This window comes from Sulfurimonas sp. SWIR-19 (assembly GCF_020410885.1).
Classification (GTDB): domain Bacteria; phylum Campylobacterota; class Campylobacteria; order Campylobacterales; family Sulfurimonadaceae; genus Sulfurimonas; species Sulfurimonas sediminis.
The window spans coordinates 1,360,099-1,374,367 of sequence record NZ_CP084578.1 but is presented as its reverse complement, the minus strand read 5'-3'; the positions used below and the strand labels follow the sequence as shown (position 1 = coordinate 1,374,367).

At 35.2% G+C, this 14,269-nt stretch carries 15 protein-coding genes and 2 tRNA genes; 7 read left to right on the top strand and 10 right to left on the bottom strand.

Annotation, left to right across the window (positions count from 1 at the left end; all coding sequences use genetic code 11):
* The first annotated feature begins 22 nt into the window (after positions 1-22).
* A complete protein-coding gene (locus LCX93_RS07175; RefSeq protein ID WP_226065442.1) occupies positions 23-2,134 on the top strand; it encodes a methyl-accepting chemotaxis protein in 2,112 nt (703 codons plus the stop codon).
* A gap of 288 nt (positions 2,135-2,422) precedes the next feature.
* Here the strand turns inward: LCX93_RS07175 and LCX93_RS07170 are convergent, their stop codons facing one another.
* The 5 genes from LCX93_RS07170 to LCX93_RS07150 form a co-directional block, all read right to left on the bottom strand.
* The gene (locus LCX93_RS07170; RefSeq protein WP_226065440.1) at positions 2,423-3,013 is read right to left on the bottom strand and encodes a GNAT family N-acetyltransferase; all 591 of its coding nucleotides are present in this window, start codon (positions 3,011-3,013) and stop codon (positions 2,423-2,425) included.
* 9 nt (positions 3,014-3,022) lie between these two features.
* Positions 3,023-3,211 carry a hypothetical protein gene (locus LCX93_RS07165; protein WP_226065438.1) on the bottom strand — a complete coding sequence of 63 codons (189 nt, stop codon included), beginning with the start codon at positions 3,209-3,211 and terminating at the stop codon, positions 3,023-3,025.
* A 68-nt stretch (positions 3,212-3,279) separates the two neighbouring features.
* On the bottom strand, positions 3,280-3,576 hold the full coding sequence (locus LCX93_RS07160) for a hypothetical protein (protein ID WP_226065436.1): 297 nt from the start codon (positions 3,574-3,576) through the stop codon (positions 3,280-3,282).
* Positions 3,577-3,854: 278 nt separating this feature from the next.
* A tRNA-Gln gene (locus tag LCX93_RS07155) sits at positions 3,855-3,929 on the bottom strand.
* 19 nt (positions 3,930-3,948) lie between these two features.
* Positions 3,949-4,025 (bottom strand) — tRNA-Met (locus LCX93_RS07150).
* 165 nt (positions 4,026-4,190) lie between these two features.
* On the opposite strand from LCX93_RS07150, the gene LCX93_RS07145 reads away from it, so the two are divergent.
* Together LCX93_RS07145 and LCX93_RS07140 are read left to right on the top strand one after the other, a co-directional pair.
* On the top strand, positions 4,191-5,219 hold the full coding sequence (locus LCX93_RS07145; RefSeq protein WP_226065434.1) for a bifunctional 3,4-dihydroxy-2-butanone 4-phosphate synthase/GTP cyclohydrolase II: 1,029 nt from the start codon (positions 4,191-4,193) through the stop codon (positions 5,217-5,219).
* 3 nt (positions 5,220-5,222) lie between these two features.
* Positions 5,223-6,158, top strand: coding sequence for an FAD:protein FMN transferase (locus LCX93_RS07140; protein WP_226065432.1), 936 nt, complete (start codon positions 5,223-5,225; stop codon positions 6,156-6,158).
* On the opposite strand, the gene LCX93_RS07135 is transcribed toward LCX93_RS07140, so the two are convergent.
* From LCX93_RS07135 to LCX93_RS07115, 5 genes are all read right to left on the bottom strand, one after another.
* Positions 6,155-7,252, bottom strand: a complete 1,098-nt coding sequence (locus LCX93_RS07135; RefSeq protein ID WP_226065430.1) for a multiheme c-type cytochrome — start codon at positions 7,250-7,252, stop codon at positions 6,155-6,157. The two genes, LCX93_RS07140 and LCX93_RS07135, sit on opposite strands and share 4 nt — an antisense overlap.
* A gap of 18 nt (positions 7,253-7,270) precedes the next feature.
* On the bottom strand, positions 7,271-7,717 hold the full coding sequence (locus LCX93_RS07130; protein ID WP_193149927.1) for an Aq_1264-related membrane protein: 447 nt from the start codon (positions 7,715-7,717) through the stop codon (positions 7,271-7,273).
* Positions 7,701-8,183 (bottom strand): Aq_1264-related membrane protein, encoded by a 483-nt coding sequence (locus LCX93_RS07125; protein ID WP_226065428.1) that lies wholly within the window; start codon positions 8,181-8,183, stop codon positions 7,701-7,703. Before LCX93_RS07125 ends, LCX93_RS07130 begins: the two co-directional genes overlap by 17 nt.
* The gene (locus LCX93_RS07120) at positions 8,184-8,705 is read right to left on the bottom strand and encodes an FMN-binding protein (protein ID WP_226065426.1); all 522 of its coding nucleotides are present in this window, start codon (positions 8,703-8,705) and stop codon (positions 8,184-8,186) included.
* Between the two features lie 109 nt (positions 8,706-8,814).
* Complete coding sequence (locus LCX93_RS07115) at positions 8,815-10,020, bottom strand: porin (protein ID WP_226065424.1); 1,206 nt, start codon at positions 10,018-10,020, stop codon at positions 8,815-8,817.
* A gap of 160 nt (positions 10,021-10,180) precedes the next feature.
* Here LCX93_RS07115 and LCX93_RS07110 point away from each other — a divergent pair, with 160 nt between their 5' ends.
* From LCX93_RS07110 to LCX93_RS07095, 4 genes are read left to right on the top strand one after another with little or no spacing between them, the layout of a single operon-like run.
* Positions 10,181-10,903 (top strand): ribonuclease E inhibitor RraB, encoded by a 723-nt coding sequence (locus LCX93_RS07110; protein WP_226065422.1) that lies wholly within the window; start codon positions 10,181-10,183, stop codon positions 10,901-10,903.
* A complete protein-coding gene (locus tag LCX93_RS07105) occupies positions 10,896-12,725 on the top strand; it encodes an MFS transporter (protein ID WP_226065420.1) in 1,830 nt (609 codons plus the stop codon). The genes LCX93_RS07110 and LCX93_RS07105 overlap by 8 nt, the downstream gene beginning before the upstream one ends.
* Complete coding sequence (locus LCX93_RS07100) at positions 12,712-13,083, top strand: diacylglycerol kinase (protein ID WP_226065418.1); 372 nt, start codon at positions 12,712-12,714, stop codon at positions 13,081-13,083. Before LCX93_RS07105 ends, LCX93_RS07100 begins: the two co-directional genes overlap by 14 nt.
* A gap of 1 nt (position 13,084) precedes the next feature.
* Positions 13,085-14,266: a saccharopine dehydrogenase family protein gene (locus LCX93_RS07095; protein WP_226065416.1), complete on the top strand. Its 1,182-nt coding sequence runs from the start codon at positions 13,085-13,087 to the stop codon at positions 14,264-14,266.
* Positions 14,267-14,269: the final 3 nt, after the last annotated feature.

The window sequence follows — 14,269 nt, the reverse complement described above, 5'->3', positions numbered from 1 at the left end:
TGCAGGGATGGAGGTAAATTTCATGTCAATCAGTAAAAAAATACACATACCCTTGGTAGTTTCAATTTTAGCAGGATTTATTGTTATCTTAGTAAACTACTATTATTCTATTAAAGACTTGGAACATGAGGTTTATGCTTCAGAATCTGCTTCTTTGCATCTTACTTACAAGCAAGCAATGCAAGCAAAGGAAGATATCGGTCTTAGCAATGCTATCAACATATCGCAAAACTACAGTGTTATACGATCATTGATGGAAAACAACAGAACTGTTGCCATCAATGGCTTAAAAAGCCTGTCTCAGGAATTTAAAAAATACACAAAGTATAAAAATATTAAAATACATATTCATGATGCTCATTTACACAGTTTTTTACGAGCATGGAAGCCAAATAAGTATGGAGATGATTTAAGTTCATTCAGAAAAACAATTGTTGCGGTAAAAAATGAAAAAAAACCAATTGTAGCTATAGAACTTGGCCGGGCCGGGCTTGTTCTGCGTGGTTTGGCTCCGGTAATAGTCGATCATGAATATCTTGGTTCTGTTGAGTTCATGCAAGGTTTAAACTCTATAGTAAAATCTGCGAGAAAAAACAATGGATACGAAATAGTCATTGTCATGAAAGACAAATACCTTTCAACTGCCCGTTCTTTAAAATCTGCTCCAAAAGTCAGTAATTTTACACTTGCAGTCAAAGAAAAAGTGGTAAATAAAGATTTTTTTAATGATTTGGCTCATATTTCTATTGAGAAAACTGATGCACCACAAATAACTGATAAATATTTTATAGTTTCAGAACCTATAAAAGATTTTTCAGACAATATTGTTGCTTATGCACTGATCGGTGAAGATATCAACAAAGTAAACAGTGTCATTTCTCAATCCGAAGACTCTCTTTTGAGACAAGTATATATTATGTCTTTGGTTGATCTGTTTATTTTGCTGTTTTTAATGTACATTATCAAAAAAACAATTACTGACCCTATCGTAAACCTTGCAAATGTTGCTGATGAATTGGCACAGGGTGATGCTGATTTGTCAAAGAGACTTCCTGTGGTATCAGAAGACGAATTAGGGCAGGCGAGTAAAAATTTCAATGCCTTTTTGGATAAAGTCGAAGCGCTTGCACTCGAAGCAAAAGAGGAAGCTTTAAGAGCTGAAGATTCTGCAAAACATGCTGCGGAAATTGGCGAGAAGAACAAACTTACTCTTGCCCTGTCAGGAGAGATGATAAGCGGTGCACTCAACAATGCAGAGAATTTAAGAAACAGTATGTCTCAGAGTGTTGAAAGTGTCAACCAGGTAAATATTCTCAATGCCAAAACATCCGAAGTCATTAAAGAAGTGACACACTCTACGGATAACATTAAAGATGCAATTGTCAGTATTACAGAGATGGTTTCGGAATCACGACATTCTGCAGAGGAACTGAATGCAAATGTTGAAGAGATTTTTAATGTGATTTCTCTTATTAAAGATATTTCAGACCAGACTAACCTGCTGGCACTGAATGCGGCTATAGAAGCAGCACGTGCAGGTGAACACGGACGAGGATTTGCAGTCGTTGCCGATGAAGTGCGTAAGCTTGCAGAACGAACGCAAAAAGCTACAAGTGAAGTAGAAGTAAATATAAATGTGCTCAAGCAGAATTCTATGAATATGAGTGAAAACAGTGAAAAAATTGAAGAACACTCTATAAGTTCACAACAAACACTCGAGGCCTATGTTGACACACTTTCTCAGTTAATTTCTAACAGTGAAGCTATTACAAAAGACAATGAAATTATAGGATACGAACTCTTTACAAATATGGCAAAACTTGATCATATGGTCTATAAAAACAACGCATATTCATCAATGCTTGAAGGGAAATTGAAATTTGAATTGAGTGATCATACTCAGTGCAGGCTAGGCAAATGGTATGCAGATGAAGGTAAAAAACTATTTGGAAAAAGCAATTTTTATGCAAACCTGCAAGAGCCGCATAAAAAAGTGCATGATGATATAGCAAAAGCAATGCGCATGCTTGGCAGTGATAAAGTTGATGAAATCATAAAAATATTTAAAGATGCAGAAAGAGCATCACAGGAACTGTTTGATTATTTAGACAGTATGGTTAAAGAGAAATTATAATTCTCTTTAACTGATTTTATTTCTTTTTAGATTTTAAAATAAAATAGAATATTCCTGCAATAACTACAAAAACACCCATTCTTACAGTTAAAGTTGTTAAATCAGTTATTTCGTTCATAATAAAGTCTTTTTGTTTGAAATTTGCGATTGTGGATGGGGTAGAGGGAAACTCTTGACCAATCCACTAAATACCCTTATATACCCTGTATATCGAGGTTTTCACATTTTAAGAATTATAACAAACCATACCTGATAGGTATATAATGGCACCGAACTGGCACCGAGAATTTATCTCAAAATCTCTATTAAATCTTCTTGATTAAACACCTCACAAAATGAAATCATTTCGCTTGTAATTTCTTTAACATCACTTGGTTTCGCTATATCAAAAACCATAAACATTGTATCACTATTTACTTCTTTATCAATTTCAATAAATCCAAATCTTTGATAAAATTCAATCGCTTCAAACTTACTATCAACTATTAAAGCACGACAACCTATTTTTTTCTGTTGAACCACTGCTAAAATATTGGCAAAAGTCATTAAGATACTTCCAACTCCATTATTGCAAAAGTTATCAAAAACACATAGTCTCGTTATTTTCATTGCAGGGATAGAGTATTTTATAGAAGAAGATATATTTAGTTCATCTTCTATAGTACTCCTTTCAATAGTAGCAATAGAAACAGAGATATAACCTAAAAAATTATCGTTATCATCTACATAAAAGTAGGTTTGAAAAAGTCCCTCTTTTTGATGGTTAAAAGCATACTGTTTAATATGTTTTTCAAGTTCTGCATTTGAACAAGTAAAACTCTTTTTTAGTCTATCAAATTTACTTCTTGTGATATCTGATAGGCTAATTATGGAAGGCATTGAAAACTTTTAAGAAGCAGATGGAAAAGGTTTTTTGAGTGCATTATCAAGAAGTGACTTTAGTTTTTTAGTTTTTTCTTGAATATATTTAGAAGATTTATCTTCGCTAAACATTGAAAAAACTTTTGTTGCATCACTACCTGAGAGTAAAATACCACTCTCTTCTTTTGCATTTTCGTTTATGTGTTTTACTGCCATGACAAATCTCCTTTTTGAATTTATTAGTTGTATTATACCAAAAAATAGATTAATTTATTTGAATGAACTTAGTTCGTTTCATTTTCTAGCAACTCTTTTAATATTGTCATGTGGTTAATTGCATCTTTTAATTCTTGCCGATGTAAAGGATTATCACTATGATGTGAAGCAGAATTCAATACTCTATCAAGTATCTCTTTTGTTTCAGCAATTAAATCTTCTTTTTGTGAATTAATTTCGTATTGTTTGATTAAATTATTAAATAATTTTGTCTGTAGTGATTTTAGCCTATTTTTATCCTTTTGGGACATATCTTCATTTGGAATGGAATCAATATCTTCTTTTATTTTTTTAATAATTTCCAAATCTAAATCACTATCAACAAAGACTCTTCTAAAGTTTTGAACCTTATTTTTTATAATATCATTATGAACTTTTTTTTACTTTTTAGTGCAAAATTTTAGAGTTCGTTTGACAAAGAAGTAAAAGAACCAGTTTTAAAGCTTGAAAAAGAGCCAGTAAAAGAAGAAGTAAATAAGATTATTTTTGATGATGAAATCTTCGATTAAAAAACAATGTTGTATATTTGTTGTATATTTTGAGTTTAGATTTTTTGAAAGTCCGTATTTTAGGGATTTAGAGGTGGATGGGGTAGAGGGATTCGAACCCCCGAATGCCAGTACCAAAAACTGGTGCCTTACCGCTTGGCGATACCCCAATGCTTTGTAAAGAAAGATTGGTTGCGGAAACAGGATTTGAACCTGTGACCTTCGGGTTATGAGCCCGACGAGCTACCGAACTGCTCTATTCCGCGGTGTTTCAAACACTTTTACTCTGTGTTTGTGAGCGAAATTATAGACAAAAATTTCTTTTATGTCAAGAGTTTTTTGCAAAAAATATTAATTTTTTTTTTGAACTCTTTTTAATACAAATTTTCCTATAATAAAGAAAAGAAAAAACAAATATAGAAAGAGAAAATATGAAACCGACAGAGAGAGTTTTACAGGCGATAGAAGATATCAAAAAAGGCAAGATGGTTATTATGGTCGATGATGAGGATAGAGAAAATGAGGGCGATCTAGTCTATGCGGCTGCCTTTTCTACACCGGCACATGTAAACTTTATGGCAATGCACGCACGGGGGCTTATATGTGTTGCTCTTTCCAAGTCTATTGCCGACAGGCTTGATTTAAATCCTATGGTGAGTTCAAATACTTCTTCGTATGAAACTGCCTTTACAGTCTCTGTTGATGCCAAAAATGCTTTGACAGGTATTTCGGCAAAAGAGAGAGATGATACTATAAAAATATTGGCAAATCCTATTTCCAAACCGGATGAGTTAGTAAAACCGGGACATATTTTTCCTCTTATTGCAAAAGAGGGCGGTACACTTGTAAGAACAGGTCATACGGAGGGGTCGGTTGATTTATGCCGGTTGGCAGGGTTAAGCGAAGCGGGTGTTATTTGTGAAATTATTAAAGATGACGGTGAAATGGCACGCCGGGATGATTTAGATATTTTTGCGAAAAAGCATGATTTGCATACGGTATTTATTTCTGATATTGTTGAATACCGACTTGCAAACGAGAGACTTGTCAAAGAGACAGATGTTCAGGAGATAGAGTTTTTCGGAGTAAAAGTACAGCGACATACCTTTGAAGACCATGATGGTATACAACACACTGCCATACTTTTTTACAATGCCGGAGAAGTTGCCAATGTACGGGTTCACAATGTTATTCCGGATTGTGAACTGTTCTTGCAACAAGACAAATACAATAACCTTATCAGCTCCATAGAGTATCTTAAACAAAACAGCGGTTTATTGGTTTTTATAAACAAAACACACCATCAGGACAATGCGGCTATAAAAGAGTTCGGTATAGGTGCGCAGATTATTAAGTCATTCGGTATTTCAAAAATGAATCTTATTACGTCTATGAAGAAGACTGACTTTGTCGGACTTGGCGGGTTCGGACTTGAAGTCAATGAGATTATTGACATCTAATTCATGTACAGACTTTTTCTTTTTGCATCGTTGTTCATTACATGTAATGCCGATGCACAGATGATACAACGTACAAAAGTACTTATGGGTACTTTTGTGTCAATATCTGTTGACAAAGAAGACAAAAAGTTCCTCAAACCCTCTTTTGAGATTATAAAAAGGGTTGACAATTCTCTTTCTACCTATAAAAAGAACACGCCAATATTTAAACTCAACAACAGCCATCACGCATTTTTGAATCAATACTCCTACGAAGCCTTGAAACTCTCTTTAAAATACTATAAAGAGACAGAGGGATATTTTAATATCGCTGTAGGAACTATTACAAAAGATTTGTACAGATTTGGTGCCAATGAACGTATTGCTTCAAAAAGTGAGCTGCAAAAGAGTTCTACCTCCATTAAGGCACTCAGATTTGACAGGCATGAAGCTTTTTTGGAAAATGGTGTCAAAATAGATCTTGGCGGTATGGGAAAGGGGTTTGCGACAGACAAAGTCAGTGAATTTTTACTGCAAAACAAGGTGAAGAAGGCAGTGGTTGCTCTGAGCGGCGACATACGATGCATAGGCAGCTGCAAGGTTGCCGTTAACAACCCTTTGGATGAGACACATCCTTTGGTTACATTTATCATGCGTGACAGTGGTGTAAGTACAAGCGGCAACTATAACCGTTATGTACAAAGAAAAAAGTATAATCATCTCATTAATCCAAAAACAAAAGAATCAGAGCAAAAATTCATCTCCATAACACTTGTTTCAAAACTTCCTTCGGCGACACTCGATGCATATGCAACGGCTGCAAGTGTTATGCCGGTAAAAAAATCATATGCGTTTTTAAATGCGCAAAATCTTGCCTATATTATTTTACAGGCAGATAAAAAGCTCATTGTAAGTAAAAACATAGATGACTATGTTGATCTATTGCATAATCCTGGTTAAAAACTGAATGTTTCTGTTTTTAAAATCTTTATTTTTGTAAGTTTTTTATCATTTTGAAGATCTAACTCTTTTGCTGCTTTTTTTGAGATGAGACGGAAACCGAGGGTCAGTATGACTTTATCTCCTTTTTGCAGTTTTGTTGTATAGAGAATATTTTTTTTTGCATAAATAAGAGTGTCTTTTAAAATATTTGTTGCTTCAAAAGGCATACTTTCTTCTTTGTCCTTACCGAAAATACGTGTAAATATATAGGGTTTCTGGACTAGTTTTTCTTTGCCTCGTACGACTGTAACATTTAAAATCCCTTCTCTGTATGCCTGTCCGAAAAGAGCATGGTTTGTCAGATTTTTTAGGGTGACCTGAAAGCCTTTTTCGTTTTTTTGTACTTGAAAATCTATATATTTACCAAGTGTTGCAGTGAATCTGTGCAAACCGGCTATACCATGATAGGCATGGGTTTTACTGTCACTCAGCGTTGTTTTACTGCCTGTTACCTGTGGCATATGACAGGATATACAGGTATTTTTGTCTTTTTGGTCAATATATGCATCAAGCATGATAATGTCAAAATTATGGGCGTTGTTTACATGTGAATGGCATCCCATGCAGACATTGCCGTTATAGTAGTTTTCATTGTTGTACTCTATTTGATGATAAGGGGAATTTTTAGAGCGTTTTATAAGACCAAAGAAAGAAGTTGTTGTTTCATATTTAACTTTAGATTCATTTCTTTTGTCTTTTTGCGCGCTGAAAAAGTCTTTTTTCTTTCCCGTTAAAATATTTTTATTTGCTGCGTCATCTTTTGCGATATTTTTAATGGTATGGCAGTAGATGCATGATATGGGTGCTTCTTTTTCTTCTTGGGAGTTTTTTGCGCTTGGGGCATGGCAGCTGTTGCATTTTTGTTTTTTTGCATGTTCTTTTTCAAAAACTGCTTTATATATTTTATCATTGGCCAGGGATGATTTTCTATGTATGGAGTTGTAATACTCTTTATAAATCAAAGGATGGCATTTTTTACAGACCGTATTGTCATTACAAAACAAAGGAGTGTATCCGAGAAAGACCAGAAGTATTAATATAATTTTTTTCATAACAAATATTGTAGCCAATTAATCATATAAAATACTTTTAAAGAGTATAAACAAAGTATAGAGTATGACAACTTCAAAGAAAAAAAATGAAAATATTTTTAAGAATGCAAGCGACTCAAAACCGTTTATAATGGCAAATGGAGTGAAAATTTCCAAAAATGAGAGAATAAACAGAGCAGATGTAAGCAGTTGCAGTTCTTTGGTTCTTTTTTTGTGTGTAAAGAGTAAAAAGTGTACCGTAACCATGACAAAAAGTCCAAAAGCAAAAATATGCGGCAGGACAATTTTAAGTATACCGCCTGGTGTTTTAGGTGCAATGAAAAGTGTTTCATTTCCAAGATAGTATGTTAGGACACCTTCGGTTGTAAAGCCGATTTTGGATGCAAAAAGAACACTACTGCTCAGAAGCAGCAGCAGTGAAAAGAGAATAAAATAAAATATGGCAAAGTTATATGCTTTTTGCAAAATTAAGACTCCATAAAGAATGCAAAACCATGTAAAATGCACACAGATGCCACACATAATATGTCAATAAATAGATATATGTAAAAAAAGGACTTGTATAATATGCAAGAGGAAGCGTTATAAGCATAGTAAGCGCACTTATCATAACACTGTTCAGACAGAAAAGTTTTAAGCTGTCTCTGGAACTCAAGCGAATAAATACAGCACTAAGGGTGAGGAGTATCATCATCATAAAAAATATTTTAGTATGAATATACTCTAAAAACGAAGCTTGAGAAATGGGTTCTAAAAAGTTTTCTTCATCTCCAAAAAGTGTAAATTTCACCTGTTCGTAGGAAAGACCAAAGTTGCTATAATCCACAAATACTTCAGCAGCAAAATACAAAAGCATGAAGATCAGCAACCCGTTGAGCATAGGCTTGATAGTAGAGTCTTTCTTTAAATTTTTTATAAGGGTAAAACGCAATTATTTGTCCTTATAAAGCATGTTGTATATGGCAAATGCTATACGCGAACCGTCTGTAAGACTTTTTGCGCTCATTGTTGCCCCTGAGATATTTGTTATCTCCCGATTGAGTTTTAATACCTTGTCGGTTTTTCTGTTCTTAAACTGCTGGGTCCATCTTTTTGGCGGAAGATATTCCAGCGTTTCATTAAAGGCAATGACTTCTATTCCCTGTAAAACAGAGTCTTTGAAGAAATAGAGTGTGACCGCATTCTTGGAACGGACCTTTCTATTGACAAGTACACCATATCCCAGTATTTTTCCATTTTTTTTGGCTATATAAACTCTGTAAATTTTTGTAGTAAGTTTTACGCCTGCATTTTTTTGTATTGTTTTAAATTTGTCATGTGTCAGAAGAATATTTTTTTTGGTAATTGTTGCGTTGTGATCAAAGTTCTCTTTCATTGCATCAATTGGTGATACAAGGAGTTGTGCTGATAATTGTTGTGTTAATAACAGTATAAATAGTGAAATATATTTCATAGTTTAAGTCTTTAAATATTTTATTTTTAAAATTCTAGCAAAATAATTGGGGTTTTGCAGTAAAATTGCTGCAAAACCCCATAAAGGAGAAAATATGTTTGAATGTTTTTTAAAAAACAAAACCTAAAGATATGCCGGTGATGTTCCCTGTAGCTACATTATCTGAGATAACATACTCAGCTTTAAGGACTACCTGCTCATGTGGAAAAAAGTTGATTCCAAGCGTCACATCTGTTACAGCATCACCTGCCGTACCCCCGTTGCTTACCTCTGACTGAGGGTTGTATCGTTCATACTGCACAAAAAGAGGTGTTTTTTTGTCAGTGCCTATCAAAGAAGCAATATTGTAGCTTGCATTTAAGAAACCGCCATAGTTAGCTGTCACCTGTTGACTTGCATTGGTATCTACTCTTTTATTTTGTGCATAGGTACCATAAACTCTGGCATTGCCTATTTTATAATCTAGGTGAATATCAAACATAAACAGATCCTTGGAAAAATATGATGAAGCACCGATAAGTAAACCGCTTGTGCCTGTATAGTCAACTCTTACCTGTCCTGCTGCATCCGGATTTTTCACCAAACGCCCGCTGCCACGGCCGTTTCTTACCCATTTGTCTCCGGTGTCTGTAATCTGCAGTGCTGTGACAATGGAAGCTTTATACTCTATACCCTCTGCAATTTCACCGTAAAGCATTGCGCCTGAAGTATTCCATGTAGTCGGAATAACATACTTCGCTGTGTTTGGACGCTGGATCGTTGTAAAAAGTGTCGGTTCATGCTGCTCATTCATTAAACCCATTGGGAGTAAGAAGTTACCAAGACGTGCATTGAAGTTTTTGTTTCCTATGAAGTCAAGGTACATAAATTCAACGGCCACTGTATCACCGGTAGCACCTGTGCTTGTAGCTTTTACACCGCCGCCTTCGTATTCAATTTCCGAGTTTAAGATGATATTGTCAGAAAATTTATATCCGAAATATGTAATGAATCTTTTTATCTGTGTTTCAGAACCACCTTTTTGGCTGCTTGAATAATACATTTCGCCATATCCACCGATACTTAACGGTGATTTTGAGTAGTAAACTTTAGATGCAGCACTACCCAAACCTGTATATCGCTTTTTTTCATCAACTTTGGTATAATTAAAACCGGTTTTCAAATCACTTGTTTCATCAACAAGAATCTGTGTCATTTCTTTAAGGTCTTTTACTTCCTGCTGAAGTTTAAGAATATCTGTTTTATCATCCCCGAAAGAGGCACTGCTTACTAATAACATACTCGCTAAGGCGAGTGAGATTTTTGACTTTTTCATTTTTAATCCTTTTTTATTGATTGTGATATTGAATATCAAAACCTTTTTGAATGGAGAAATTATATACTTTTATTTTAAAAATAATCTTAATTGTGATAATTATTATTGATTTAAAAGAAGAATCTTTGATATAATAAAGAAAAAAAGAGATTGAGAGTATATGAGAGAAATATTTATAAGAAACGAAGACGGAAAAAAAGTATTTATAGAAATTGATTTGCATGCTTATGGCTACAGTAACAAGTACGGATGGCTGTTAAGTGTGTTTATAAAGTTTGATGCTTTGGATGAGAGTGCGGAAGGCTTTGAAGAGTACCTGGATGTCAAAGAGTCTCTGATCATAGCATTGGAACATGATGACAAAGCAAAATATGTCGGTTCAAGGGTTGTAGATGGCTGGAGTGAACTTTATTTTTATGCACTTGACTCCAAAGGTTTGGATGCAATTGTAACAAATTTACTCAAAGATGCAAACTATATATACGAAAGCAGTGTAGTGCGTGATACAAAATGGGACTTTCATTATAAAAATCTTGCTCCAAATGAACTTGAACTGTGTCATATAGAGAGTGAAAAAATTATTTTCCTGCTTGAAGAAGAGGGGGATGAGCTGGAAATTCCAAGAGCTGTAGAGCATTATGTCTCTTTTGATACACCTACACAAAAGAATAAATTTTTAAATTCTTTATCCCTTGAAGGTTTTAGTTTTAAAGATGAGATAAGCAGTGAAGAGTTTGAAAACGGTGTGGCTCTGCTTAAAACACATGCTGTAACAAGAGAGGAAGTTAAAAAAGTTGTCAATGAACTTTTTGAAGCAATAAAAAAAGAGCAGGGCTATTATGAAGGATGGAGTACGCTTTTAGCACAAGAAGAAAATGTTTAAAATAGCAGGTGTTATCAACTATCTTGCAGTGGTTTTTCTCAATGCTTTTACCGATCTCGGGCACAAAATCATTATACAAAATACGATATTCAAGGTTTATGACGGCAGCACACAAATTGTCCTAACGGCAATCGTCAATGCCCTGGTTTTGCTTCCTTTCATTTTGATTTTTTCTCCTTCGGGTTTCTTGGCAGACAGATTTGCCAAAAACAAAATCATGGAATATGCTGCTCTTTTTGCGGTTATTATTACCCTTGGTATTACCTATGCCTATTATCATGGGTATTTTGTTTTTGCATTTATCTTAACCTTTTTGCTTGCAATGCAGAGTGCAATTTACGGCCCGGCGAAATACGGCTATATAAAAGAGTTGGTTGGTGTGAAATTTCTCAGCAGTGCCAACAGTGCTGTTCAGGCAATCACAACCGTTGCAATTCTAGGCGGTATTATTTTTTATACGGTTTTATTTGAAGGAATGTATGATGATTCTTTAGTGACACAATCGCAAATATTACAGGCTGTTGCTCCTTTGGGCTGGCTTTTGGTGATTGGTTCGATTATCGAATGGTTTTTGGCCTCCAAACTGCCAAATAAAATGATAGAAGCGAGCAAACGGGATTTTCGCTTAAAAAAGTATGTGAGCGGTGTCTATTTGTTCAGAAACATTAAAACAGTCAGAAGAAACAGAGAAATTTTTGATGCGATTATCGCACTCAGTCTTTTCTGGTCTATATCACAGGTTGTTTTGGCAGTGTTTGGGGAATATGCAAAAGATGAGTTACATGTAACCAATACTATCTATGTTCAGGGTGTGATGGCGCTTGCAGGCATTGGCATTGTTATCGGTTCCGTTATGGTTGCAAAACTCTCAAGATTTTATATCAATGTCGGTTTGGCGGGGATAGGGGCAACCATTATAACACTTATAGTTTTCAGTGTTGGATTTTTGCACTCTATGACACTCATTGCAGTTATGTTTACACTCTTTGGTATTTTTGCGGCATTTATTCTGGTGCCGTTAAATGCAAGAATTCAATACCTGGCTTCACGCGTACATCTTGGGATTATTTTAGCGGCAAACAATTTTATACAAAATATTTTTATGTTTACTTTTTTACTGCTTACGACGCTTTTTGCTTATTTTGGTATGAATGCGGAGTTGCTTTTTTATTTTATGGGTTTTGTCGGCCTTTATTTGATACGAAAGCTCTATAAAAGATATGTTATCGAGATGTTTTTTTCACTCATGGGTCTGTTTGCAGCACTCAGACATAAATATATTTATATCGGTCTGGAAAATATTCCACAGGATAAAGCTGTTTTACTGCTTGGCAATCATGTAAGCTGGCTTGACTGGATTTTACTGCAGCTTCCTTTGCAAAGACGCATAAACTATATGATGGACAAAGATATATATAACTGGAAATTTTTTCATCCGATTTTTAAAAAAGGAGAAGCAATTCCTCTCTCACCCAGAGCCTTTAAAGATGCCATAAAAGAAGCGCATAAGAGATTACAAAAAGGGAATGTTGTAGCACTCTTTCCAGAAGGAGAAATATCAAAAGACGGCAAAATACATGAATTTAAAAGAGGTTATGAACTTATTCCCAAGGATTATGACGGGGTAATTGTTCCTTTTTACATAGGAAAGGGGATATTTGGCAGTTCTTTTGCAAAATACAAGCCAAAAGGCGCAAAAAGGAATATTTTTAAGCGCAGAATAGTTAAAATCTGTTTTGGAAATCCTCTGCCGATAAATACAAAAGCAACAGAGTTACAAAATATAATTTTAAAAATGAGAGAAAAATATGAAGCTGAATAAACCAAAACACAATCTTTACAGAAACGGCATGTATGCAGTAGAGGGTTTTATAGATATAGTGAAGAATGAAACATCATTTAAGTGGCAGCTTTTTATGCTTTTTGTAATGGGTATTGCTGCCTGGATTTTGCCTATAAATTTTGTTCACTCAAGTATACTTTTTATCTCACTGTTTATACCTGTTTTGGCGGAGGTTGCAAACAGTGCTGTTGAAAGAGTTGTGGACCTTGTGACCAATGAGTACCATATTTTGGCAAAACAGGCAAAAGATGCCGGAGCAACTCTGGTTTTACTGAGTTTGTTGGTTACACTTATGATATGGATTTTTACATTAGCAGATGCTTTTAGGGAGAATTAGAATGAAGACAACTTTAATAATAGGTGCAGGTGGCGTCAGTCGGGTAGTTGTGCATAAATGTGTACAAAATGCAGATGTTTTTGGAAAAATCGTACTTGCAAGCAGAACAAAATCAAAATGTGATGCCATCAGAGCAGAACTGCCTGATGCAGATATAGAGACCTTTGCTCTTGATGCCGACAATACGCAGGAGATAATTGAATTAATAAACAAGGTACGGGCAGACATCGTCATCAATGTAGCATTGCCGTATCAGGATTTGACAATTATGGATGCCTGTATCGCAACAAAAACAGATTATCTTGACACTGCAAACTATGAACATCCCGATGAGGCAAAGTTTGAGTATAAATTACAGTGGGAAAAAGACAAAGCATTTCAAGAAGCAGGTATCATGGGACTGCTTGGAAGCGGTTTTGATCCGGGCGTGACAAATGTGTTTTGTGCCTATGCGCAAAAACACTATTTTGATGAAATTCACACTATAGATATACTTGACTGTAATGCAGGAGATCACGGCTACCCGTTTGCAACAAACTTTAACCCCGAAATCAACCTCCGTGAAGTTTCTGCAAACGGACGATACTGGGAAAAAGGGCAATGGATAGAGACAAAACCGATGGAGATAAAAATGGTGTGGGATTACCCTGAAGTCGGGCCGAAAGACTCTTATTTGCTCTACCATGAAGAGATGGAATCTTTGGTAAAACATATAAAAGGGCTGAAACGTATTCGCTTTTTTATGACCTTTGGTGAGAGTTATTTGACGCATATGCAGTGTTTACAAAATGTCGGCATGCTAGGTATTGAGCCGATTGAGCATAAAGGGCAGCAAATAATTCCTATAGAGTTTTTAAAAACACTGCTACCGGATCCTGCTTCATTGGGTCCAAGAACAAAGGGCAAAACAAACATCGGTATAGTAGCCGAGGGGATTAAAGACGGCAAAAAGAAAAAAATCTACATTTATCAGGTGAGTGACCATGAGGCATGTTACAAAGAAGTAAATTCTCAGGCAGTTTCATATACGACGGGAGTTCCGGCGATGATAGGTGCAAAACTGATGCTTGAAAAAATCTGGTACAAAACAGGTGTGCATAATATGGAAGAGTTTGATCCTGATCCTTTTATGGAGGAGCTTAATAAACAGGGACTTCCATGGAAAATTCAAGAACTAGAATAAGTA